The following is a 22664-nucleotide window of genomic DNA, read 5'->3' as shown; positions in this document are numbered from 1 at the left end:
TGCTAAATCATTTTGTTTTTCGGCTGGCTTGGTTTACCGTTTCTGCGGCTACAGTTTTGACTAACCCAGTCATTGCCATAATTACAGTTGCAACTCCTCCCATCAACAAAGAAGTTAAAATTGCTGCGGCGAGGATGATTTCTGTGGGACTGTAACCCTCGCGCATCCAAGCAGACGGCTTTTCAATTGCTGGGGAAGATGTGGTAACTAACTGTGCGGTTTGTGTAGATACTTGAGAATTGGTAGAGTTTGTGAGAACAGGATTCATAATGTGAACCTAAGAAAAATTTACTAATTTCATAGTATTTCTGCGCTTAAAACCGGAAATTCCTGACAAATAGAGATATAGTAGAAACCAAGTAGAAGATAAGTAGAATCAAGTAAAATTTTTTCAGACTGTCTATGCAATGGGATGAGTTTTTAAGACAAGAAGCTGCTACTCATGAGTTATCCCCAGAGCAAACAGCAGCCTTTTTAGCTAGGTTAAAAGTTGAAAACTCAGGTAAGAGTGAAGCGAAATTAGCAAGTGAGATTAATATTGGTGCGGCTGCTTTTAAAAAGCGGATGACTGAGGTGTATGACAAGTTTGCTCAAAGTTGTCCTGAGTTAGCCACCTCTACACGCGGAAAGCTAGAAACATTAAAGGCTTACCTAACAGCCAAATATAACGGTGTTCCCCAAACTCGACCGATAACGGAAATTCATCATAATCTTCCCCTCGCTGTACCTAGAGAAAAATTTGTCGGACGTGAAGCGGAATTGGAAAACCTCCATAAACTGTTGCAGGAAAATCAACAGGTAGCAATAATTGCAGCTATTGCGGGGATGGGTGGAGTCGGGAAAACAGAACTAGCTTTGCGATATGCCTATTCACAACGCCTCACTTATCAAGGTGGAATTTGTTGGTTGTCCGCACCGCAGGATCTGGGGGTGCAACTGGTGCAGTTTGCCCGTACTTATCTCAAATTAAGCATCCCAGATGATTTAGATTTAGTTGGGAGAGTCCAATACTGTCTGAGAAATTGGCATGAGGGTGAGGTTTTACTCGTAATTGATAACGTCACTAACTATAGAGAGGAAGTTAGATGTTATTTAGAGTCTGTTCCTTCCCGGTTTAAGCAGTTGATAACCACGCGGGAAAAATTACAGTCGCCGATAGTGCGATTAGATTTAGATGTGCTGACACCACTAGCGGCAATGAAGTTATTAAAATCGATAGTGGGTAGAGAAAGGCTGCGGCGTGAACCTTTAGTGGCGAGAAAACTTTGTAAGCGGTTGGGATATTTGCCCTTGGGTTTGGAATTAGTCGGGCGTTATTTGTTAGGGGATGAGAGATTACTCCTAAAGGATATGCTGCAAGACTTGAAAAATGAGCGTTTGAAGCATGAGGCTTTAGAAGAAGTTCCACAAGAAATGAAGACTGAATGGGGTGTTGCTGATGCTTTTAAAATGAGTTGGCGACGATTGCGAGAAAATGCTCAACGTTTAGGCTGTGTTTTGAGTTTATTTGCCTTAGCTCCGATTCCTTGGGAGTTGGTAGAGAGGGTAACAATAAATGATGAGGCTCAAGATTGGAAAAAAGCTAGACGTGAGTTGTTACAGTTACATTTACTCCAGCATAAAGGTGAGGGAGTTTATCAACTGCATCCCCTGTTGCGGGAGTTTTTCAAAGATAAGCTGGAAGATTTAGAGCAGGCGGAGGAGTTTAAGAGAGCGCTTTGCAGGATAATGGTAGGGGTCGCTCAAGATATTCCTAAAACTCCCAATCGTGAGCAAATTCAAAAAATCTCTGTAAACATACCTCATATCGCTGAAGTAGCAAATCATCTCATCGAGTATGTCAGCAATGATGATTTAGCTTGGTCTTTTGTCGGAAATGCTTTGTTTTACAATGGTCAGGGATTGTATGACCAAGCTGCACATTGGTATGAACAGTGTCGAGAAATCAGTAAAAAGCGACTGGCAGAAGAACATCCTAATTTTGCTTCTATTCTCAACGACTTAGCGTTAATATACAAATTTCAAGGGAGATACAGTGAAGTTGAAACTTTGTACTTAAGAAGTTTGCAAATCAGGCAATACCTGTTCGGTCAAGAACATACTCAGGTGGCGCAAAGTCTCAACAACTTAGCGGAACTCTACCGTTACCAAGGCAGATATAGCGAAGCTGAAGCCCTTCATATAAGTGCCTTAGAAATGAGACAAGGCCTACTGGGAACTGAACATGAAGACGTTGCTACTAGCCTGAACAATATAGCTTTACTCTATAGTTCCCAAAAACGGTACACAGATGCTGAGTCCATTTTTCTAAAAGCTTTAAAAATGAGACAACGCCTTCAGGGTCAGAAACATCCTGACGTTGCTACTATCTTAAATAATTTAGCTATAGTTTATCAATCACAAAACTGTTATCTAAAAGCAGAGGCTTGTCATTTAGAAGCTTTGAACATAAGGCAAAACCTGCTCCCACACAAACATCCAGATTTGGCCAGTAGCTTCAACAATTTAGCGGATCTCTATCTCTCTCAACACAGATACAAGGAGGTGGAACCCCTATTTCAAAAGGCTTTAGAGATTTGTGAATTAAGGTTTGGAGTTCATCATCACCGTACTATTATGGTACGTAACCATTTAGTATATGTACGTGATCGCCTCAACTCACAATAGTAAAATTCAAGTTCCCAACCTCATCAATCAAGCTTTCATCTCCAAGTTTCATGTTCCAAACCAAAATGTTTCTGTTTGTCATGAGACTTTTTTAGTTCTAAACGACAACGTTTTTGTTTGAAGTGAGAACGTTTTTGTTCTAAACGACAACGTTTCCGTTTGAAGTGAGAACGTTTCTGTTCTAAACGACAACGTTTTCGTTTTAAGTGAGAATGTTTCTGTTCTAAACGACAACGTTTCCGTTTGAAGTTAGACTGTTCTTGTTTTGATGTAGAACCATTGTGTTCTGAAGCAGATGCCTCGTGTTCAAAAAGAAATATTTACTTGACTATAACTAATAGCTTACTGCCAAAGCGAAGCCACAGGTAAACTAAGCATGAATCTTGAGCCACTGATTACACTCATCCAAGCACAAGGTTTGTCAGCTTATCAAAGCGAACTTTTAGAGAACGTTTGTCCTGCGATCGCGCTACACTTAGAGCCAGGATAAGCAGAAAAAATTAGTCAAAGTCGCATTGGTGGTGTACCTGACTTGCCTGCATCGATTCAATTTATCTTCTTTAACTATTGTTCACTTAATGTTGAGTTAGCTTGAGTAAAAAAAATGTCAATTAATTTATATAATAAATCTAAAAAAATGATTATATTTAAAGACTAAAATTTTTACTAATTATTTTAATAGTCATAGATTAATAATATTTTTTACCTAATTGGGAATAGAACAATCTACGTATATATTTATATATAACTTTTTTTGCCAATTCTCAAATGAATAGAAAATTAAGAAACTATTAATTTAATCTATCTGTCTTAAGAAGATGTCGATAAAATAGGTAATTATGAAATATAAAGATAGGAAACTAAATTACACAAGGAGATAACAAGGTGAATAATATCCGTCTTTATTCCAAAGTTGCACCATCACAATTACCCGAAATTTCTCAACAAAAACTTTCGGCTCTACTGGAATGGAACAAAATTGTCTATGGTTGTTTGCAAAGTGGTCAGGTTGAAGATGCAAAGATTTTTTTAGAGCAGGCAATTACCGAGGCTGAAAAACCAGTCAAGTAAGAATCTGAGGCTATGGCAAATGGTTATATATCCATAGCTAGAACTTGTTTGAGTGTCTCACCTCAGCTATATTTCCCAAGATAGTTGAGTGAAATTATAAATCACATTTTAATAATACATAGATAAAAACGTTGATCAAAACAGCTAGCTAGCATATACTTAAACCTCGGTTGTTCACAAACCGAGGTTTTTAATTTATTATATTTGGCAAATACTGGACTAAACAGAACTTATCTGTTCACTAAGTCGCTGCTCTAGTAGTTGCAATAAACTATCAACATCCTTCCCAGTTTGTTCAAAACAAATCTGTGGTGCTGGTTCTGGTGCAAACTGAATTAGCTTAATTTCACCTTTACCAATACCAATCATCAAAACTTCTACTTCTGGTTGATTATGTTCAATAATTCCCAAAAGTTCCTGGAGTCTATTTTCCACATTCTCGTTTAATTTTTCTACAGCTTCTTGAGGGCAATAAACAAAATGTGGTGTTGGCTGTAAATCAATGCCAATAGTACCTTGACTATTACCATTTTCTAACCACAAAGCCCAAAAAAGCGCCGCTAGTTCTGACTGATTTTCTTTAACAAATCTGTCCAACTCACTCCGCCACTTACTATTCCCTGTTTCCGACTTAGTATTACCAAACATAATTAGTCATTAGTCCATAGTCAACAGTCAATAGTCATTTTCGCCTTAGTCACAACTCAGCACGCCGCCTACCGCTAACATCACTTCACCTCAACCCACTCTGTACTCGCCACAGACTAGCGTAAACTCCATTCTTCTCTAACAACTCTTCATGGTTTCCTGACTCGATTAATTGTCCGTATTCCATGACATAGATACAATTGGCATTACGAATTGTGGAAAGACGATGAGCGATCGCAATTGTCGTCCTATTTACTGTAATCCGTTCTAGCGATCGCTGTATAGCTGCTTCTGTTTCATTATCTACCGCCGAGGTCGCTTCATCTAAAATCAAAATTGGTGGATTTTTCAAAACCGCGCGTGCAATAGCAATTCTTTGTCTCTGTCCTCCCGATAACTTTTGTCCCCTTTCCCCGACAATTGTTTCATAACCTTGGGGTAGGCGGGTAATAAATTCGTGCGCCTCAGCTATCTTCGCGGCGGTGACAATTTCCTCTTGCGTTGCATCGAATGTACCATAAGCTACATTCTCAGCCACCGTGCCGTGAAATAAGAAGACATCCTGACTCACCAAACCAATACTACGACGTAAGTCACGTAATCTTAAATCTTCTATATTGATCCCATCTAAAGTAATTTTCCCTGCCTGCACGTCATACAATCGCAGCAATAGCTTAACTAAAGTGCTTTTACCCGAACCAGTCGAACCCACGATCGCAATTGTATTGCCTGCGGGTATCGTCAAAGATAGATGTTTCAGCACAGGTAATCTATCTTTATAAGCAAAAGTCACATTTTTAAACTCAACCTCACCGCGTACCTCTTCCACAGGTAAAGCAATATTTCCCGTGTGCGCTGTGATAGGTGTATCCAACAACTCCATTACACGGTTAATAGAAGCCATCGCCCGTTGATAAAGGTCAAAGGTATCACCTAACCTAGTTAAAGGCCACAGTAGCAACTGCACTAAAAATACCAACGAACTATAAGCACCTACCGACATTTTCCCCGCGACGGTTTGCAAACCCCCAAATACGAGTAGGGAAGTAAAGCCGACTAAAATCAGCATCCGAATGAGAGGAATAAAAGCCGCCGAGAGTGCGATCGCTTTTGTGTTACTTTGACGATAAGCGGAACTATCAATTTCTAAACGTCCTACCTCATACTCCTCCGCCGTAAAGCTTTTAATTGTGGTGATACCACTCAGGTTATTAGATAAACGTCCATTCAATAACCCCACCTTTTCCCGCACATCGGCGTAACGCGGTGCTAGAGATTTCTGAAAAGCCACCGAACCCCAGAGAATAAAAGGCATGGGTAAAATCGCCATCCAAGCTATGCCAGGAGCCAGAACAAAGAATGCGCCACCAACGACTACAATAGTCGTGATGACCTGAATAATATCATTGGCTCCCACGTCCAAAAAACGTTCTAGTTGGTTAACATCATCACTAAGGATGGACATTAAACCACCTGTGCTGCGTTCCTCAAAATAAGCTAACTCCAACTCCTGAAGGTGTTTATATGCGTCCAAACGTAGGTTATGCTGGATATTCTGCGCCAAGTTGCGCCAGAACAGTTTATAGCGATACTCAAAAAATGACTCTAGTATCCAAGTGATGACTGTGAGCAGTGACACAATTAAAAATTGCCCAAGGATATCTTTTACTCCCAACTGAGCAATGATAGAATCCTGCTGCTTAACCACCACATCCACCGCAATACCAATTAAAGCAGGTGGAGCCAAATCAAAAATTTTGTTTAAAATCGAGCAACCAGTCGCCAACCACATCTGTTGACGATACTGGTGTCCGTAGTCAAATAGGCGCTGGAGGGGATGAACCGAATGTCTACGCCTTTTTAATACCCGTTCAGGTGGAGATGCTATAGCCACAGCCGTTGAAAGTTGTGTGCATCTGATATTACCACAGAGTGGGGAGTAGGGAGTAGGGAGTGGGGAGTGGGGGGAGATGAGGAGAAAACTATGGACTGTGGACTGTTGACTAATGACTATGGACTAATGACTAATGACTATGGACTAATGACTAATGACTAAAGATAATTGGCGAACTACTGCGTTAGGAATTTTAGTGGCAATTTTAGTGATTGTTGGGTTAAATTCCTTTATTATTATCAACCCAGGACAAGCGGGGGTGCTGAGTATCTTAGGTAAGGCTAGGGATGGTGCTTTAATGGAGGGTATTCACTTGAAACCGCCTTTCATCTCGGTGATTGATGTGTATGATCTAACTGTACAGAAATTTGAAGTGCCAGCAGAAAGTTCTACTAAAGACTTGCAAAATTTGTCTGCTAGATTTGCCATTAACTTTCGTCTTGATCCCATTCAGGTAGTTGATGTGAGAAGAAAGCAAGGAACCTTAGAGAATATTGTCTCAAAAATTATTGCCCCCCAAACGCAAGAAGCATTTAAAATTGCTGCTGCGAGAAGAACAGTAGAAGAAGCAATTACTAAACGTAGTGAATTAAAGGAAGACTTTGATAATGCGTTAGGCGATCGCTTAGATAAATATGGAATAATAGTATTAGATACTAGCGTGGTTGACTTAACTTTCTCGCCTGAATTTGCCAGAGCCGTAGAAGAAAAACAAATCGCTGAACAACGCGCTCAAAGAGCCGTTTATGTAGCGCGAGAAGCTGAACAAGAAGCGCAAGCAGAAATTAATCGAGCCAAAGGAAAAGCAGAAGCCCAAAGACTTTTAGCAGAAACGCTCAAAGCTCAAGGTGGGCAATTAGTGCTGCAAAAAGAAGCCATAGAAGCTTGGAAAACTGGCGGCGCTCAAATGCCAAGAGTGCTAGTTATGGGTGGAGAATCTCCAAATAATGTTCCTTTCATTTTCAATCTGGGGGGAAACACCCAAAATTAAGTTGTAATTTGCCTACTCGCACACAAACACAACCACAGTTCATAATTAAGTAATCTATGACAATTCCTAACCATCCCAATCTTACCATTGCCGACGCAAAAAAAGTTCTTAACAAATTTAACTGCTTAGATATCGCCCCGATTCTTAAGCCCTCAGAAAAAGAATCAGTGCGTCGCGCCTTAATTTTCATCACCAAACTTTCCGACTATCAAATATTAGGAATTTGCGCCGACACAGCCGAAGAAGGACTACTAGCCATGCGAACCTATTCTCATGCTTTAGGCTATGAAGTTCCCATCGATTTACCTGTGGTTGAAGGGCCAGTTTACATCAAATTAAACGGCAAAAATGGCTTGTGTTACCTCGATTCCTACGCCGGACATCACCGTGGTGTTCTAGTATCATGCCAATCATATTACGAAGGAGGAATCAACGAAATGTATGGACACCTACCCCTCGACCTTTTCGTTTAAAACCCAGCCATAATCAGAGGTACGCTAAACTAATAAACGTACCTCTTATTCCCCAAATATTCCTCACAACACTTAGAACCCTTCTTCAACCTTCCTTTGCGCCTTCGCGTCTTTGCGTGAGCTAAAAAGTATCTTTTAAAATCATGAGCATCATCACCCTACAATCAGTTAAAAAAGACTTTGGAATTAAAGAAATTTTAAAAGATGCTAGCTTTAGTTTAGATGCTACCGATAAAGTTGGCTTAATAGGTACAAATGGCTCTGGTAAATCAACCTTATTAAAAATGATTGCCGGACTAGAACCTGTTGATAGTGGACAAATTATCACTAACTCCGGTTCCAAAATAATTTACCTTCCCCAACAACCAGACTTAGATGAAAACCACACAGTTTTAGAACAGATTTTCGCAGACAGTGGCGAACAAATGTCCCTAGTACGTGAGTATGAAGAACTATCAGATAAACTCGCTCACTACCCAGAAGATAGCCAATTAATGTCTCGCCTTTCTGTTGTCATGCAACGCATGGACGCTACAGGCGCTTGGGAGTTAGAAACCAACGCTAAAATTATCCTCAGCAAATTAGGAATTACCGACTTTGATGCCCTCATTGGGAGTTTATCTGGTGGCTATCGTAAACGCATCGCCTTAGCAACAGCTTTGCTTTCTGATCCAGATGTTTTACTCATGGATGAGCCAACAAACCATCTTGATGCTTTATCTGTAGAGTGGTTACAAAGCTATCTTAACCGCTTTCGTGGTGCATTATTCCTCATCACCCACGATCGCTACTTCCTAGATAAAGTCACCAACCGTATCATCGAAATCGATAGAGGCGATATTTACAGCTACGCAGGTAATTACTCATACTACCTGGAAAAGAAAGCCTTAGCCGAAGAATCAGCCGTGAGTACGCAACGCAAACATCAGGGAGTATTGCGGCGAGAATTAGAATGGCTTAAGCGCGGCCCCAAAGCCAGAAGTACCAAACAAAAAGCCCGTATTCAGCGCGTCCACGCCATGCGCGAAACCCAGTTTAAACAAGCTCAAGGTAAAGTAGATATTTCCACAGTCGGCCGTCGCATTGGCAAGAAAGTTATCGACATCAGTAACATTTCCAAAGCCTACAATGAACGCACCTTAATTAAAGATTTTACCTACGAATTTAGCCCAGAAGACCGCATCGGCATCATTGGCGGTAACGGCGCAGGTAAGTCCACCTTAATGAACATTATTACTGGGCGTGTAGAACCAGATTCCGGTAATGTAGACATTGGTTCAACCATTCATATCGGTTATTTCGACCAACATTCAGAGGAATTACTCTCAGCTTTAGATGAAAATCAGCGCGTGATTGACTACATTAAAGAGGAAGGGGAATTTGTCCAAATAGCTGATGGTACAAAAATTACTGCGTCCCAAATGTTAGAAAGATTCCTATTCCCAGGAAATCAGCAGTACGCGCCAATTCATAAATTATCAGGTGGTGAAAAACGTCGCTTATTCCTCCTGCGTATTCTCATTAGCGCACCCAACGTCTTAATTTTAGACGAACCAACCAACGATTTAGATGTGCAAACACTAGCGGTATTGGAAGATTACTTAGAAGACTTTAATGGTTGTGTTATTGTAGTATCTCACGATCGCTACTTTTTAGACCGCACAGTTGATACAATATTTGCCTTGGAAGAGGGTGGCAACCTGCGACAATATCCGGGTAATTACTCAGTCTACCTAGATTACAAAAAAGCCGAAGAAGCTCAACAAACAACAGCCAACACTAAAGAAAAGACAAAAAATTCTCCAGAAACAAAAGTTACATCGCAAACTAAAGATATAGAAACCAAAAAGCAGCGTAGACTTTCCAATTGGGAAAAGCGGGAATTTGACCAGCTAGAGGGCAAAATTGCCGCCTTAGAGGACGAAAAAGCCCAAGCCGAGCAAGCACTAGCTAAAGTCTCTCCCGGTAATTATACTCAAGTACAAAAACTCTACGACCAAATTGAAGCGCTCAAAGGGGCAATTGATGCAGCCACAGAACGCTGGTTGGAATTAGCTGAGATAGAGTCTTCCGAGAATGGGTGAGAGCAAAATGATAGCTCAAAAGCAGAATCTACTACCACACACGGCGTTAAAAAATGCTCTACTTGTCAAAGCAAGCCAATTCTTTAAAAACTCTGCTACTGAGTTTACCAAAAGTTTGCCTTACTATTTACAATCAGATGTTACTCTTTGTCTGAGTGGAAGTTGGACTAGGTTTTCAGGTTACTGCTGTTCATCGGGCTATTGATAACTTTAGCCGTGCATCCAAATAGTTAGATATAGTGCCAAAAACAATGATCATGATCAATCCTCATACTCAAGACCAAGAACTCCGCTCTCAGTCCATTCATTTTTTAGAACAGAGTCCAGCGCAACGCCTGCAAATTCTCCAAGAATTAGGTCTAGGTCGTTTCAAATTCTTGTCTAAAATTCGATTGAATGATGAGAACATTGATTGTGTAATCCGCTTTCTGCAAAATCCCAAAGAGATGAAATTTCCGAATCTGTCTGGGGCTGATTTGTCTAATTTAAACTTAGATGATGTCAGTTTAATTCGCGGTAACTTAACAGAAGCAAACATACAAGGAAGCAGCCTATTAAACGCCGACCTAATTTTTGTTAATTTCACCAAAGCTGACCTAAGAAAAGCAGATTTAAGAGGCGCAACCCTCAACGGAACTGTTTGGTTAGAAGCCCTTGTGGAAGAATGTCAGCTAGGTATTGGTAATGGTTTAACCAAGCAGCAACGTAAAGAATTACAACTACGTGGAGCTAAATTCAACCATTTGGTTGAAGATGATTAGAATCTAGAATTTAGCTGAGATAGGTGCATGATTAAGGCGACTAAGCTACCCCAGAAACTAATGTTATTGGGGTCAGGGGAATTGGGCAAGGAATTTGTCATTGCGGCTCAACGTTTGGGAAATTATGTCATAGCCGTTGACCGCTACGCCAACGCCCCAGCTATGCAGGTCGCTGACTGTTGTGAAGTCATATCGATGCTTAGTGCTGATGATCTAGAGGAGGTAGTAACTAAGCATCAGCCCAATTTTATTATACCAGAGATTGAAGCTATAAGAACCGAGAAATTACAGGAGTTTGAAGCACGAGGCATCACTGTAATTCCCACGGCTGCCGCTACAAACTATACAATGAACCGTGATCGCATCAGGGAATTAGCTCATGCGGAATTAGGTATTAGAACGGCGAAATATGGCTACGCCGTCACCTTAGAAGAATTGATTGCAGTTTCTGATAAAATAGGCTTTCCTAACGTAGTTAAACCTGTAATGTCCTCCTCTGGTAAAGGACAATCGGTAGTAGGGACAAAAGACGAAGTAGAGAAAGCTTGGAATTATGCGATCGCTAATTCTCGTGGTGACAGTCAAAAGGTCATCGTTGAAGAATTTATCAACTTTGAAATCGAAATCACCCTCCTGACTATTAAACAATGGGATAATCCCACAATTTTCTGTTCACCCATCGGACACCGCCAAGAAAGAGGCGATTATCAAGAATCTTGGCAACCAGCCGCCATCAGTGAAGATAAAATCATAGAAGCCCAAGACATAGCCAAAAAAGTCACCGATGCTTTAGGTGGTGCTGGTATATTTGGCGTAGAATTTTTCATTACCAAAGACGAAGTAATCTTTTCCGAACTATCACCCCGTCCCCACGATACGGGAATGGTGACATTAATCTCGCAAAACTTGAACGAATTTGAATTACATTTACGAGCAATTTTAGGCTTACCCATTCCCAAAATAGAACAGTTGGGCGCTTCAGCCAGTGCCGTAATTTTAGCATCAGAAAAATTAGCTGCAGTAGCCTTTACAGGAGTAGCCGAAGCCTTAGCCGAACCAGATGTAGACATCAGACTATTTGGTAAACCCACAGCACACCCTTACCGCCGCATGGGTGTAGCCTTAGCCAAAGCCGAGAACGTGGAAGCAGCCAGGGAGAAAGCCACAGTCGCCGCGAGTAAGGTTCATATTATTAGTTCGTAGTTTCTGATAAATAGAAGCTGGTTGTTTATATTATAATCTTCTATTTAGGCGTTTATAGCAATGGCTGAACGTAACCAAACATGGTCGATTCTAATAAAAGTTTAAATTTTGCACAATTACCTGTTGAGGTGGTGGCTAACAAACAACGAATTAGCAAGCAGGTATTACAACCTTTAACCCAAGGGTTCCAGCTTCAATATTCGCATATTAATGGAAAACTATATCAAGGTAATTCAATTGATTGGCTGAAATCTCTTGAGTCTGAAAGCATCGATTTAATTTTTGCTGATCCACCTTACAACATCAAGAAAGCCGATTGGGATAACTTTGAAAATCAAGAGCAGTACATTGAGTGGTCACTTCAATGGATTAAAGAGGCTTCGCGTGTTCTAAAATCTACAGGTTCTCTTTATATTTGTGGATTTTCGGAAATTTTAGCCGACCTGAAACATCCAGCATCAAAGTATTTTAAAGGTTGTCGTTGGCTCATCTGGCACTATAGAAATAAAGCCAATTTAGGTAGTGATTGGGGTCGTTCACACGAAAGCTTGATACATTTTCGTAAATCTAATACTGTGAAAATAAACATTGATGATGTCAGAATCCCTTATGGAGCGCATACGTTAAAATATCCTTCACATCCACAGGCAAAAACAAGTGCTTACGGAAAAGGCGCAACAAAAAAGCGTGACAATTGGCTACCTAATCCAAAAGGTGCAAAACCTAAAGATGTGATAGAGATTCCTACAACTTGTAATGGTATGGGTGAGACAACACCTCACCCTACTCAGAAGCCTGAAGAGCTATTAAGAAAATTGGTTCTTGCCTCTTCTAATGAAGGCGATTTAGTTATTGATCCATTTTCAGGCTCAGGAACTACTCTTGTGGTCGCCGAACAATTAAATCGACGTTGGATGGGCTGTGATCTGAATATGGAATACAATGATTGGGCGTTTCAACGCATAGAAAATGTTCGGCGCATGACAAAAGAAGAATGGATTGCTTTTGATCGCAAAAATGCGGAAAGAAGAGAGTCTATACGATGAACTTAAAGAATTTAGTTAATTATGCAATCGATAAAGAACGTTTTCAAACCATTAAAGATTATATAAACTTTTGCATAGAATATTTACAGTTTATTGAGACAGGTTTACAAGCTAAAATAGTCTCTCAAAACGAGACTTATTACCAGTTTTATCAGTACAAAGAAGATGGCTACTACAATATTACACGCCCAATTAATACCTTATTGATGTCTGAAGCAGATGTCTTTGAAAATATTTCTGTTCAGTTTTTAGAAACTCTGGAACAGTTAAAAGATAGAAAATTACCTAATAATCAATTAAGACAGGTTTTAGTTTCTACCATTTATACTATTCAGCAATCTATTGGTGCTGTTCTTGATGCTTTACCTTCGGGAAAATCTAATCAAGCTCGCAAGATAAATGGTGATCTTTTTGAGCGTTTAATTCGCCTCATAATTTCTGCACTAAATATAGATTGCGTGGCAGGGACAGTTCAAGTTCCAATTAAAGATGATAGTGGTGACATCCTATTTCACACCAGTTATCAACACGATTTATTGATAAGTAAAGAAGATGAACTCAAAATTATTGGTTCAGTGAAAACCTCAAGCAAGGATCGTATTGACAAGATTTTTGTCGATAAGTTTTTATACAACAAATTAACTAGTACAGAAATACCTCACATTGCCATTTTTCTCAATGATGTGCAAAGAAAGAAAACGAGACAAGAGAATCGATATGGTATTAATACAACCTTTTTGTCAGGGCATTTTAAAGCTTATACTATTAGGTTAAATCCATTGGACGGTGTGTATTACTGTGATATTCGACCAAATATGCTTACGGACTCTTTACTCTCACAACATATTCAAACTATTGATCATTTCTTTTACAACGATATTTGGCGTTTACTCAGTAAACATGGGCAGTCTCTAGAAGAAGTAGAAATAGAAGAAGGAGAGGGAGAAGATGAGTAATAGAAAGCGAGTATGTGAAATTGATGAATATATGGAATGAGTAAAATGAACATTTCCATTATTGATGAAGTCATCAAGCATTTAAAAACGATGCCACAACATCAGCAATGGCAGGTGCTTGAATTTGCCAGGACTTTGAGAAAAGAAGCAGTCCAGGGTACTCCTGGGCAGGAATTGTTGCGTTTTGCTGGTTCTATTCCTGCTGATGACTTACAGTTGATGCGCGAAGCAATTGAGCAAGGCTGTGAACAGGTCAATGTCAATGAATCGTAGGTAAGTAGAACAAGGTGAAAAAACCAAAGTGTGTAAAGATAAGTAAATACATAAATGTGTCTACCAAGGTAACAGGGATATGGGCAGCCGTTTAAGGGTATTTCTGACTCCTAAGCAAGATAAAATTTTGTTCAACCTGAGAACGGCAGATGTACCCCAGAAAGTGAAAGACCGAGCCGAAGTGATCAGATTAAGCGCACATGGTTGGTACGTAGAGAAGATAGCAGATCACTTTGACTGGACTGCCCAAACAGTAAGAGAAGTTTTGCATAGATGGGAAAAACAAGGTCTAGAAGGACTGTGGGAGAAAGCAGGGCGGGGAGGAAAATCAAGGTGGGCAGAAGCTGACATGGCGTTCTTAGAAAAATGCTTGGAGCAAGAACCACGTACATATAATAGTGTTCAATTAGCCCAAAAATTAGAGCAAGAACGCTCCGTGAAATTGAGTCCTGACTGGTTAAGGCAGGTACTCAAAAAAAGGGGGTCATTTGGAAGCGAACTAGAAAAAGCCACAAAGGAAAGCAAGACAAAGTATTGCAGCAAATCAAACAGGCAGACTTAGAGATGTTGGAATTATCTGCTGCTGCTGGAGAAATCGATTTAAAGTATATGGATGAATCAGGGTTTTGTGCCTGGAGTGAACCCAGTTACAGTTACTACTTCCGAGGTCAGCAAAAACGCCTGGAGCAGAGTAAGCGTCGGGGTCGAAGGTTAAGTATTATTGGGTTTCTTCAACCCCTAATTAGTTTTGTGTACGGTCTAGTGATTGGTGGCGTTTCACGCAAATCCTATATTCAAATGATGGAGCTTGAAGCACTTGAAGCCCAAAAAGCAGGTCGTATCAGAGTCATCGTTCAGGACAACGGCCCGATACATCGGTGCAAAGAAGTTCAGCAATTATGGACAAAGTGGGAAGAGATGGGTTTGTACATCTTCTTTTTACCTAAATATTGCTCAGAGATGAATCCAATTGAATTGGAGTGGCAACACCTGAAAAAAAATGAACTAGCTTCTCAAAGTTTTGAGGATGAATTAGACCTTGCCTATGCTGTCATTGATGGAGTTCAAAATAGAGGAGAAAAGGGAAACTACAGTACGCAACGTGTAAAATTTAACTCTTATTCTTCTGCTTAATTCTTTGTTACATACTTATAAATTTTCTCCACGACTTACTTATTTGCTATTCTAATATTTACCAGAAAGCGATCGCAACTCTTAACATAGATGAAGGTATAGCATTTGCCCATCTAGGTTATGAAGTCAGAACTACCGATAATTACAAGCGATCGCCTACTATTACGTATAGGTATACAAGAAGATATCCCCAGCATCCTTAAATACTTTATTGATAATAAAGCTTATTTAACCCCATATTACCCTACTTGGGCTGAACATTTTTTCACAGTAGAATATTGGAATTATCAAGTTGAAAATAATTTTTTAGAGTTTATTCACGACCAATCTTTAAAGTTATTCATATTTCCCAAAAAGCAACCAACTGAAATTATTGGCACTATAAATTTTAGTAACTTTGTTAAAGGTGCTGCCCATTTTTGCTATGTAGGCTACAGCCTGGCAGAGGCTAAACAAGGTAAAGGGTATATGACAGAAGCTTTAAAAGGCGCTACTGATTATGTATTCCAAGAGTTAAATCTGCATCGAGTTATGGCCAATTATATGCCCCACAATCAGCGCAGTGGTAATGTACTTAAAAGATTGGGTTTTGTTGTAGAAGGTTACGCTAGAGATTATTTATTAATTAATGGCAAATGGCAAGACCACATTTTAACTAGCCTTACTAACCCCAACTGGAAACCATATGAAAATAGGTAATGAGTAATTGCCATCTAATAATTACCTAAGTAAATCAGCTTGTTCCAATTCTTTTGGCTCTCCAGGTTGTTTAAAGGCAAAACGTAATAAAGGCGCAGCTAAGAAGGTTTTCAAAATCACCATAATAATGGTTGCAGCTTGCAAAGGCTTATCTAAAACCCCACTAGTTGAACTAATACCAGCAAATACTAACCCAACTTCACCTCTAGGGATCATCCCCACACCAACAGTCAAGCAAACACAGCCCAACCTGTCACAACCTTACCAATAATCGCCACTACAATTAAAAAGGTAACGATTATTAAACATTTAACTACACCTAAATTAACTTTAGCTCCAACGAGAAAAAGAAAGTAAATACGTTTATATATAAATTTGTCTTGGGTTTCCTTGAAAATTGTAATTTTATTAACCTATCAGAACAACAAATCCTGTCAATAAAAATACACTTAAAATGCTAATAATAACCCCTGCAATAAAAGCAGGAGTCCATTGATAACGTAACACCACTTCATACAACCCTGGCTCTAGTGTAAATTTTATAGTTCCATCATCAGACATAACAATTGGATGAGGCTTTTGATTGAGATACAGATGCCAAGCTGGGTAGTAGAATGTTCGTACTCTAATAGTTGAAGGTGTTGCTGCTGTTATTTTGAATAATCGCTCATAGCTATTCCACTGTTCGATTTGAGTTTGGGCTTGACCGTTAACAATAGAAATTTGTGGTTCGCCAATGACTGGGCTAGGAGATGGGGAACCATTTTTGAGTAAAGGAATGTAGCCTTTGTAATCTCTGAGTTTATCTGTATAGGGATCGTTGATAATTGTTTGAATATGTTTGAGATGCTCAATATTGGCTCTACCTGGGTTACGCAGGGTAGGAAATTGGCGTGATAGTTGATATGTATATCTAAAGTTCATTAAAAGAACGCCAACTATTCCCAAAGATAGTACAAGCTTGCGGCTGGGACGGAGCTTAATAATTTCTCTAACTGTTACAGCACACAAAACTGCTCCAACAAAGGAAAAAATTGCTAACAATCTCCAGGCAAAAATAATATTTTGTAAGGTTGGGCTAGATTGCCAAATAGGTTCGGATAAGGAACTTGTGAGAAATGCTAGACTTATTGCAAAAATTAGCCAATGCCAAATTTCCCGGCCATTTCCTCCACCAATACGGCAGCCAATAAAAGCAATGATAGTGAAGATTGCGATCGCCAATGATTGATGAACAAAAATATAGGCGATTAAGTTAGAAGAAAAAAGCTTGATTCCTCCGCCAATTAGAGTTTCGGCAATTCCTCCATGTTCTCCTTTCATGAACTCAGTATTAATCAAGGACTTTTCTACAACGGCCGGCAATAAGAATATAGATGCCATCCCTAAACCAATACCAGCAGTTATCAGAGTGGAAACTACAGATTTCCAGGGTTTCTTTAACAGAGCTAATAAAGTATAGGGTAGCCAAACAACTGCACAGAGCAATAGGCTAGGTACATGGGTTAGAGCTGTCGCTGTCCAAGCGATCGCCAAAGTTAATCTCGATTTTGAATAGGACAAAGATTGTTCTGTTGAGTGCCAAATTAATGGAATCAACGCCTGTACAAATATGGATGCAAGTCCCCCTCTCCAGTTGATATCAAAAGCTAGATAAGGAGCAGTCATATAAGCTAAAGCTCCGACGAGAGACGCAAAGATCCCCCATTTCTTACGACCATAAATATAAAAAGTTAAACCCGAAAGAAAAAGCGCTAGAGAAAACAGAAAAATAATAGTATTTTGAGCATCCAACCCACTGAATTTGAGCAACGAACCAAGGTAAAAAACCAAAGGCGGCTGAAAGACAAAAGTGGGGCTACCATAACCGTAATTGGTTCCGGCTAGCCATCGAGGATACCAAATCCCTTCAGCCAATTGTCGAGAAAAATGCTGAATCCAAGTCAGATGCCATTTGATATCTGCATGACCATTGAGTCCGTCCTTAATCATTCGGAAATTGAGGATGACAGTTGCTAAAACCAACAGAAGAACTATTCCACCTTCAACAAAATAAGACGATTTGTGAAGCTGAAAGAAAATGTCCGTAGTTTTAGTCGATAATCTCTGCCATCTCGTTTTTTCTTTCATCAAGGTTTAAAAAATACTAATTATTAACGATATTTACCTGATTTTAATTGAACCGATAAATATCAAATAATTAGTTTATGTAAACAATCTCTTGAGAACTTTACAATACTTTGTCTATCAAGTTTGTTTTTCCCTCAAACTCTCCATGTCAAAAAAGTAAAGCTTTCACGCTGCTAAAAATAACCATATAAACTCAGGTTACATTAAATAAAATTTAATATATAGTTCATTTGTATTAACGAATAAGCTTAATAATTTACCACTTCCACAGCCAATACAAAACTCCCCTTTTTAAAATCAGGGAGTTTTCTACAATTATTCTCAGTTCCAAGGTGAAGGGATAGCAGTTGTTGAAATTACCTTGTTAGCCATTAATCGAATTGCTGTTCTACCACAAGTAGGACAAGCTACTTCTAGAACTTGAGGAGATACCCCTTCAACCTCACTTAATAAACCTTGCTTACAGTGCCAACATTCAAAAATTACTCTGCTGACTGGTTGGTTGCAGTCTAGTATTTTTACGTGTTGAAAGTTCTTAGTTTCGTAGTCTTGAGTTTTTGGCTTGAAGGGTTTTTTGATTTCTTTAATTTCCATAGTGTCTGTGAGTGCTTGGAATTATTCACTTCTAGGATGACAATCAGAGCATTATAAGAGAAGCCAAAGGAGAAGGGAAAGCCTTCAAAACTTTGCCTTATTCTCTTTTCATCAGTTTTTATATGAAACTGGGTATACTTTGATTTTATTCTAGAGATTTAAGTATTTAGCTCTGGCGTTATCTATACAGTGGCTCCCACTCTATACCAAAAAGTCGCAAGGATGCTTATTGCATTTGCGATCGCAGTTTCTCTTATGCTACCAATATCACCTTAACACAAGCATCATAGTACACCTGATTGCACAAAAGAAATCCTTAATCAAGCGACTAAGATTTTTAACAATCAATACTTTTATTTTTAAAACTCCCCAGACTGGATTCGAACCAGTGACCAATCGATTAACAGTCGATCGCTCTACCACTGAGCTACTGAGGAACGTTGCTCTCACGATTAATAATCTTAGCGCAGCAAATAGGAAATGGCAAGTACTTTTGCAAAATTTTTTCTGATGCCTTAATTGTCTAGATAATTTCAGCCAAAACCCTCTCTAGCCAGACACTAGAGGTTTATAAGTGATAGCATTTATTCAAATGCCCATACGTAACTCGGCTAGTTTCTGTCGTGCTTTTGGATCAATGGCACTAGCCAAAAATCTACTTTTAGATTGTTTACGGGATTGATACTTATGTCGCATCCGACAAACTGTAGCTTCCACTTCCCCACACAGTTGATTTGCTGACAACCATTCAGCCCCGTACCCCTGTACCGTTAATTGCTGTGCGCGGTCTGATGTGGCAACAATTACGCGAGAAATGCGGGCTTGTGCAATTTCGGCACGTAAAGACGCACAAATCTTTTCGATGTATGTGTCTGCCGTTTGTCCAAAATCTGTGTAATAAACTGAAACTAGCTCTGTAATGATTTCCTTATTACTAGAAGTATTTTGATAGTGGGCATCAAAAACTACCTGAGTATCGTAGCCCACAAACGAGCTGTAACTTGTCATTGCTTCTACAAGTTGCCAGCGAGCCGCTTCTAGTCCATCTTTATCACGGGTTTTTTTCAGGCAAGGCCAAGCGCCAATTATATTGTAGCCGTCTACTAATAAAACGGCTGGGATTAGGGAACGGGGCATGGTTTTCAATCACAATTTTCTAGAGTTAACAAGATCCATTCATAACTTTTATAGTAATTGAAGCACCGCTTGTAACACTATGTTACAGATGATCTAAAAATATGATTTGTTTGCAAAGTTTTTTTGAAAAAAGCTCTAATAACAACAAACGCGCCACTAATGGCGCGTTGCAGTTGTCAGAAATTATTGATTAATTAGTCATTAGTCAACAGTCCATAGTCATTAGGCAGGAGTTAATAATTTCTCCCTCATCTCCCTCATCTTCCTCTGCTCCCCAATTCAAGAAGCCTCTTGATGGGCTTCCATGAGACGCTGCTTAAGGCGTTCGGGTTCACCTTGGTCTACTAAACGGCCTTTTTCTAATAGAAAAGCGCCATCACAGTAGTTCAACTCATCCAAGCGGTGTGTTACCCACAAAGCAGTGAGTCCCCTGCTTTTGACTAAGCGGCGGACACTGGCCACCAAGTCCAGTTGGCTATCTGGATCGAGTAGGGCTGTAGGTTCATCTAATAATAAGACTTCACAGCGTCGAGCGATCGCTCCGGCAATAGCTACACGCTGTTTTTGTCCTCCACTGAGGGCATAAATTGGGCGTAGTTGCAGGGCGCTCAAATTCACAGCCCCCAACGCCTCCTCTACTCTGGCTCTAACAGCAGCCGTTGGCAGTTTTTCCTCTACCAAACCAAAAGCCACATCCGCCCCAACAGTTGGCATCACCAATTGATGATCTGGGTTTTGGAAGACAAAACCCACGGGTTGTAAAATGCCGATTTCACCAGCTTGAGGAGCCAAAAGCCCTGCTAAGAGACGGAGTAAAGTGGATTTGCCACTGCCATTAGTACCGAGAAGCATCCAAAATTCACCTTGAGGAACTTCCAAAGAGCAAGATTGAATTGCTGTCTCACCACTCGGCCAACTAAAACTTAAATCTTTAACGATAATGCCCATGTCCGCCATGTTTGCACCTTGGGTTACTCACCAGCTAGGGCAAAAAATCCAGGCGCTCTACCACTGCTTGTAGTAACACCATCTTTCTGAGTAATTTGGACTCCAGAAATTTCACTAGCGCGAACAGCAATTTTCTTTTCTGTCTTGCCTTCACACTTGAGTTCCACAATATCAGGATTACCAGAGCGGATAGCAGCCAAAATCAACTGATAAACTGCCTCAGCGTCCTCTGCTGTCTTACGTTGTACTGTTACAGGGAAGGCGGTATTTTTGATGGTTAAGTCGATGGTAAACATTTAGCAGGAATTACATATAACTGTAGGACTCATTTTAGCGTCATGAGATTGGGGATTGGGGATTGGGGAGTAGGGAGTGGGGGAGATGTAGTTCGGCTACGCTCACCAACCGGGAGATGAGGGAGCAGGGGAGAACAACTGTCAACTGTCTTTCACCCCTTTATGTATCGAAAGATTAAAATTTTTCCAAAATTCACTGGAAAAATTAGTGATTTACGCCTAGAATTATTAGAGTAAGTAAAAAATTGTAAACTAGATTGACAATCTAGTTAATTGTCTGTTTGTAGAAGGCAATACCAAGCCAATCTACAGACAAACCCGAACTTATAATATTTTGGAGATTTTTTGTAATGACCATCGCAGTAGGACGCGCCCCCAGTAGAGGGTGGTTTGACGTACTAGACGACTGGTTAAAGCGCGATCGCTTCGTATTCGTAGGTTGGTCAGGAATATTATTATTCCCCTGCGCCTTCCTCGCACTAGGCGGTTGGCTAACCGGCACAACCTTCGTTACCTCCTGGTACACCCACGGATTAGCATCCTCCTACCTAGAAGGAGCAAACTTCCTAACAGTGGCAGTATCCAGCCCCGCAGACAGCATGGGACATTCCCTATTGTTATTGTGGGGACCTGAAGCCCAAGGCGACTTCACCCGTTGGTGTCAGCTAGGTGGCTTATGGACATTCGTAGCATTACACGGAGCCTTCGGCTTAATTGGCTTCATGCTGCGTCAGTTTGAGATTGCGCGTCTAGTAGGTATCAGACCCTACAACGCACTAGCATTCTCAGCACCCATCGCGGTATTCGTCAGCGTATTTTTGATGTACCCCTTGGGACAATCAAGCTGGTTCTTCGCACCCTCATTTGGTGTTGCTGCCATCTTCCGTTTCTTACTATTCCTCCAAGGCTTCCACAACTGGACACTCAACCCCTTCCACATGATGGGCGTAGCGGGTGTACTCGGTGGAGCGCTACTCTGTGCCATCCACGGTGCAACAGTAGAAAACACCCTATTTGAAGACGGCGAAGGGGCAAACACCTTCCGCGCCTTCAACCCCACCCAATCAGAAGAAACCTACTCAATGGTGACAGCTAACCGATTCTGGTCACAGATTTTCGGGATCGCTTTCTCCAACAAACGTTGGTTACACTTCTTCATGTTGTTCGTACCTGTAACAGGGTTATGGATGAGTGCTGTAGGTATTGTCGGTTTGGCATTGAACCTCCGGGCTTATGACTTCGTATCCCAAGAGTTACGTGCGGCAGAAGACCCAGAATTTGAAACCTTCTATACCAAGAACATTTTGCTGAACGAGGGTATCCGCGCTTGGATGGCTCCTCAAGACCAGCCTCACGAAAAATTTGTATTCCCCGAAGAAGTATTACCTCGCGGTAATGCCCTCTAAGCACGATTTAAGATTCATAGCTTGCCATTGTGTTAAGAGCCTCCGCCGAAAGGTGGGGGTTTTTTGTTGAGAAGTGGGGAGTGGGGAAGATGAGGGAGATGAAAATAAAAACTAATGACCAATGACTATGGACTAATGACTAATAACTATGGACTAATTAATTTTTTATGTTATATTGGTCAAAGGTGAAAACCCAGAGATAAATTCTCTGCCTTTTTGAGACTAAGACCGTTTAGGCAACAAGGAGGTGATG

20 protein-coding genes, 1 tRNA gene and 2 pseudogenes are annotated in these 22664 nt (G+C 40.4%); 13 read left to right on the top strand and 10 right to left on the bottom strand.

Annotated features, from left to right (window positions below; translation table 11 throughout):
• Positions 1-7: 7 nt before the first annotated feature.
• Positions 8-268, bottom strand: a complete 261-nt coding sequence (locus tag NSMS1_RS30005; RefSeq protein WP_224088768.1) for a hypothetical protein — start codon at positions 266-268, stop codon at positions 8-10.
• 134 nt (positions 269-402) lie between these two features.
• On the opposite strand from NSMS1_RS30005, the gene NSMS1_RS30000 reads away from it, so the two are divergent.
• Both NSMS1_RS30000 and NSMS1_RS29995 read left to right on the top strand, forming a co-directional pair.
• A complete protein-coding gene (locus tag NSMS1_RS30000) occupies positions 403-2667 on the top strand; it encodes a tetratricopeptide repeat protein (RefSeq protein WP_224088766.1) in 2265 nt (754 codons plus the stop codon).
• A gap of 885 nt (positions 2668-3552) precedes the next feature.
• A complete protein-coding gene (locus NSMS1_RS29995) occupies positions 3553-3738 on the top strand; it encodes a hypothetical protein (RefSeq protein WP_224088764.1) in 186 nt (61 codons plus the stop codon).
• 219 nt (positions 3739-3957) lie between these two features.
• On the opposite strand, the gene NSMS1_RS29990 is transcribed toward NSMS1_RS29995, so the two are convergent.
• Positions 3958-4389 carry a hypothetical protein gene (locus tag NSMS1_RS29990; protein ID WP_224095394.1) on the bottom strand — a complete coding sequence of 144 codons (432 nt, stop codon included), beginning with the start codon at positions 4387-4389 and terminating at the stop codon, positions 3958-3960.
• Positions 4390-4471: 82 nt separating this feature from the next.
• Complete coding sequence (locus tag NSMS1_RS29985) at positions 4472-6280, bottom strand: ABC transporter ATP-binding protein (RefSeq protein ID WP_224088762.1); 1809 nt, start codon at positions 6278-6280, stop codon at positions 4472-4474.
• Between the two features lie 154 nt (positions 6281-6434).
• Between NSMS1_RS29985 and NSMS1_RS29980 the strand changes: the two genes are divergently transcribed.
• The 10 genes from NSMS1_RS29980 to NSMS1_RS29935 all read left to right on the top strand — a co-directional run bounded on the left by NSMS1_RS29980 (position 6435) and on the right by NSMS1_RS29935 (position 15900).
• A complete protein-coding gene (locus NSMS1_RS29980; protein WP_224088753.1) occupies positions 6435-7271 on the top strand; it encodes a prohibitin family protein in 837 nt (278 codons plus the stop codon).
• A 56-nt stretch (positions 7272-7327) separates the two neighbouring features.
• Positions 7328-7744: a DUF1824 family protein gene (locus tag NSMS1_RS29975; protein ID WP_224088751.1), complete on the top strand. Its 417-nt coding sequence runs from the start codon at positions 7328-7330 to the stop codon at positions 7742-7744.
• A 143-nt stretch (positions 7745-7887) separates the two neighbouring features.
• On the top strand, positions 7888-9828 hold the full coding sequence (locus NSMS1_RS29970) for an ABC-F family ATP-binding cassette domain-containing protein (protein ID WP_224088749.1): 1941 nt from the start codon (positions 7888-7890) through the stop codon (positions 9826-9828).
• Between the two features lie 251 nt (positions 9829-10079).
• Positions 10080-10589 (top strand): pentapeptide repeat-containing protein, encoded by a 510-nt coding sequence (locus tag NSMS1_RS29965; RefSeq protein ID WP_224088747.1) that lies wholly within the window; start codon positions 10080-10082, stop codon positions 10587-10589.
• A gap of 27 nt (positions 10590-10616) precedes the next feature.
• Complete coding sequence (gene purT, locus NSMS1_RS29960) at positions 10617-11792, top strand: formate-dependent phosphoribosylglycinamide formyltransferase (protein WP_224088745.1); 1176 nt, start codon at positions 10617-10619, stop codon at positions 11790-11792.
• An 80-nt stretch (positions 11793-11872) separates the two neighbouring features.
• Positions 11873-12838 carry a DNA-methyltransferase gene (locus NSMS1_RS29955; protein WP_224088736.1) on the top strand — a complete coding sequence of 322 codons (966 nt, stop codon included), beginning with the start codon at positions 11873-11875 and terminating at the stop codon, positions 12836-12838.
• Positions 12835-13794: a hypothetical protein gene (locus NSMS1_RS29950; RefSeq protein ID WP_224088734.1), complete on the top strand. Its 960-nt coding sequence runs from the start codon at positions 12835-12837 to the stop codon at positions 13792-13794. The genes NSMS1_RS29955 and NSMS1_RS29950 overlap by 4 nt, the downstream gene beginning before the upstream one ends.
• Before the next feature lie 45 nt (positions 13795-13839).
• Positions 13840-14067, top strand: coding sequence for a hypothetical protein (locus NSMS1_RS29945; RefSeq protein ID WP_224088732.1), 228 nt, complete (start codon positions 13840-13842; stop codon positions 14065-14067).
• Between the two features lie 79 nt (positions 14068-14146).
• A protein-coding gene (locus tag NSMS1_RS29940; protein WP_224085966.1) for an IS630 family transposase occupies positions 14147-15201 on the top strand; the annotation gives its coding sequence in 2 pieces (ribosomal slippage) (positions 14147-14539 and positions 14542-15201; 1053 coding nt in all).
• A gap of 120 nt (positions 15202-15321) precedes the next feature.
• Positions 15322-15900, top strand: a complete 579-nt coding sequence (locus tag NSMS1_RS29935; protein ID WP_224088730.1) for a GNAT family N-acetyltransferase — start codon at positions 15322-15324, stop codon at positions 15898-15900.
• Between the two features lie 21 nt (positions 15901-15921).
• On the opposite strand, the pseudogene NSMS1_RS29930 reads toward NSMS1_RS29935, so the two are convergent.
• From NSMS1_RS29930 to NSMS1_RS29900, 7 genes and pseudogenes are all read right to left on the bottom strand, one after another.
• Positions 15922-16253, bottom strand: a pseudogene (locus NSMS1_RS29930) (cation:proton antiporter); the annotation flags it as partial.
• A gap of 55 nt (positions 16254-16308) precedes the next feature.
• Positions 16309-18030: a 6-pyruvoyl-tetrahydropterin synthase-related protein gene (locus NSMS1_RS29925; protein WP_224088728.1), complete on the bottom strand. Its 1722-nt coding sequence runs from the start codon at positions 18028-18030 to the stop codon at positions 16309-16311.
• 321 nt (positions 18031-18351) lie between these two features.
• Positions 18352-18624, bottom strand: a complete 273-nt coding sequence (locus NSMS1_RS29920; protein ID WP_224088718.1) for a flavodoxin-dependent (E)-4-hydroxy-3-methylbut-2-enyl-diphosphate synthase — start codon at positions 18622-18624, stop codon at positions 18352-18354.
• Positions 18625-18989: 365 nt separating this feature from the next.
• A tRNA-Asn gene (locus NSMS1_RS29915) sits at positions 18990-19061 on the bottom strand.
• 151 nt (positions 19062-19212) lie between these two features.
• Positions 19213-19761 (bottom strand): NYN domain-containing protein, encoded by a 549-nt coding sequence (locus NSMS1_RS29910; protein WP_224088716.1) that lies wholly within the window; start codon positions 19759-19761, stop codon positions 19213-19215.
• Between the two features lie 279 nt (positions 19762-20040).
• Positions 20041-20610 (bottom strand): annotated as a pseudogene (locus NSMS1_RS29905) (energy-coupling factor ABC transporter ATP-binding protein); the annotation flags it as partial.
• Positions 20611-20732: 122 nt separating this feature from the next.
• Positions 20733-21005, bottom strand: a complete 273-nt coding sequence (locus NSMS1_RS29900; protein WP_067769993.1) for a hypothetical protein — start codon at positions 21003-21005, stop codon at positions 20733-20735.
• 350 nt (positions 21006-21355) lie between these two features.
• Here NSMS1_RS29900 and psbD point away from each other — a divergent pair, with 350 nt between their 5' ends.
• On the top strand, positions 21356-22411 hold the full coding sequence (gene psbD, locus NSMS1_RS29895; protein WP_067765766.1) for a photosystem II D2 protein (photosystem q(a) protein): 1056 nt from the start codon (positions 21356-21358) through the stop codon (positions 22409-22411).
• Positions 22412-22664 lie beyond the last annotated feature (253 nt).

This window comes from Nostoc sp. MS1, from assembly GCF_019976755.1.
Lineage (GTDB): Bacteria > Cyanobacteriota > Cyanobacteriia > Cyanobacteriales > Nostocaceae > Trichormus.
Note: the sequence above shows the minus strand (reverse complement) of the source record. Positions and strands in the feature narration are given on the sequence as shown.

Bases quoted from the DNA above. Each gene is read 5' to 3' on its own strand.
- NSMS1_RS30005 (WP_224088768.1), bottom strand. From the start codon at position 268: ATGAATCCTGTTCTCACAAACTCTACCAATTCTCAAGTATCTACACAA.
- NSMS1_RS30000 (WP_224088766.1), top strand. From the start codon at position 403: ATGCAATGGGATGAGTTTTTAAGACAAGAAGCTGCTACTCATGAGTTA.
- NSMS1_RS29980 (WP_224088753.1), top strand. From the start codon at position 6,435: ATGACTAAAGATAATTGGCGAACTACTGCGTTAGGAATTTTAGTGGCA.
- NSMS1_RS29975 (WP_224088751.1), top strand. From the start codon at position 7,328: ATGACAATTCCTAACCATCCCAATCTTACCATTGCCGACGCAAAAAAA.
- NSMS1_RS29970 (WP_224088749.1), top strand. From the start codon at position 7,888: ATGAGCATCATCACCCTACAATCAGTTAAAAAAGACTTTGGAATTAAA.
- NSMS1_RS29965 (WP_224088747.1), top strand. From the start codon at position 10,080: ATGATCATGATCAATCCTCATACTCAAGACCAAGAACTCCGCTCTCAG.
- purT (WP_224088745.1), top strand. From the start codon at position 10,617: ATGATTAAGGCGACTAAGCTACCCCAGAAACTAATGTTATTGGGGTCA.
- NSMS1_RS29955 (WP_224088736.1), top strand. From the start codon at position 11,873: ATGGTCGATTCTAATAAAAGTTTAAATTTTGCACAATTACCTGTTGAG.
- NSMS1_RS29950 (WP_224088734.1), top strand. From the start codon at position 12,835: ATGAACTTAAAGAATTTAGTTAATTATGCAATCGATAAAGAACGTTTT.
- NSMS1_RS29945 (WP_224088732.1), top strand. From the start codon at position 13,840: ATGAACATTTCCATTATTGATGAAGTCATCAAGCATTTAAAAACGATG.
- NSMS1_RS29935 (WP_224088730.1), top strand. From the start codon at position 15,322: ATGAAGTCAGAACTACCGATAATTACAAGCGATCGCCTACTATTACGT.
- NSMS1_RS29925 (WP_224088728.1), bottom strand. From the start codon at position 18,030: ATGAAAGAAAAAACGAGATGGCAGAGATTATCGACTAAAACTACGGAC.
- NSMS1_RS29920 (WP_224088718.1), bottom strand. From the start codon at position 18,624: ATGGAAATTAAAGAAATCAAAAAACCCTTCAAGCCAAAAACTCAAGAC.
- NSMS1_RS29910 (WP_224088716.1), bottom strand. From the start codon at position 19,761: ATGCCCCGTTCCCTAATCCCAGCCGTTTTATTAGTAGACGGCTACAAT.
- NSMS1_RS29900 (WP_067769993.1), bottom strand. From the start codon at position 21,005: ATGTTTACCATCGACTTAACCATCAAAAATACCGCCTTCCCTGTAACA.
- psbD (WP_067765766.1), top strand. From the start codon at position 21,356: ATGACCATCGCAGTAGGACGCGCCCCCAGTAGAGGGTGGTTTGACGTA.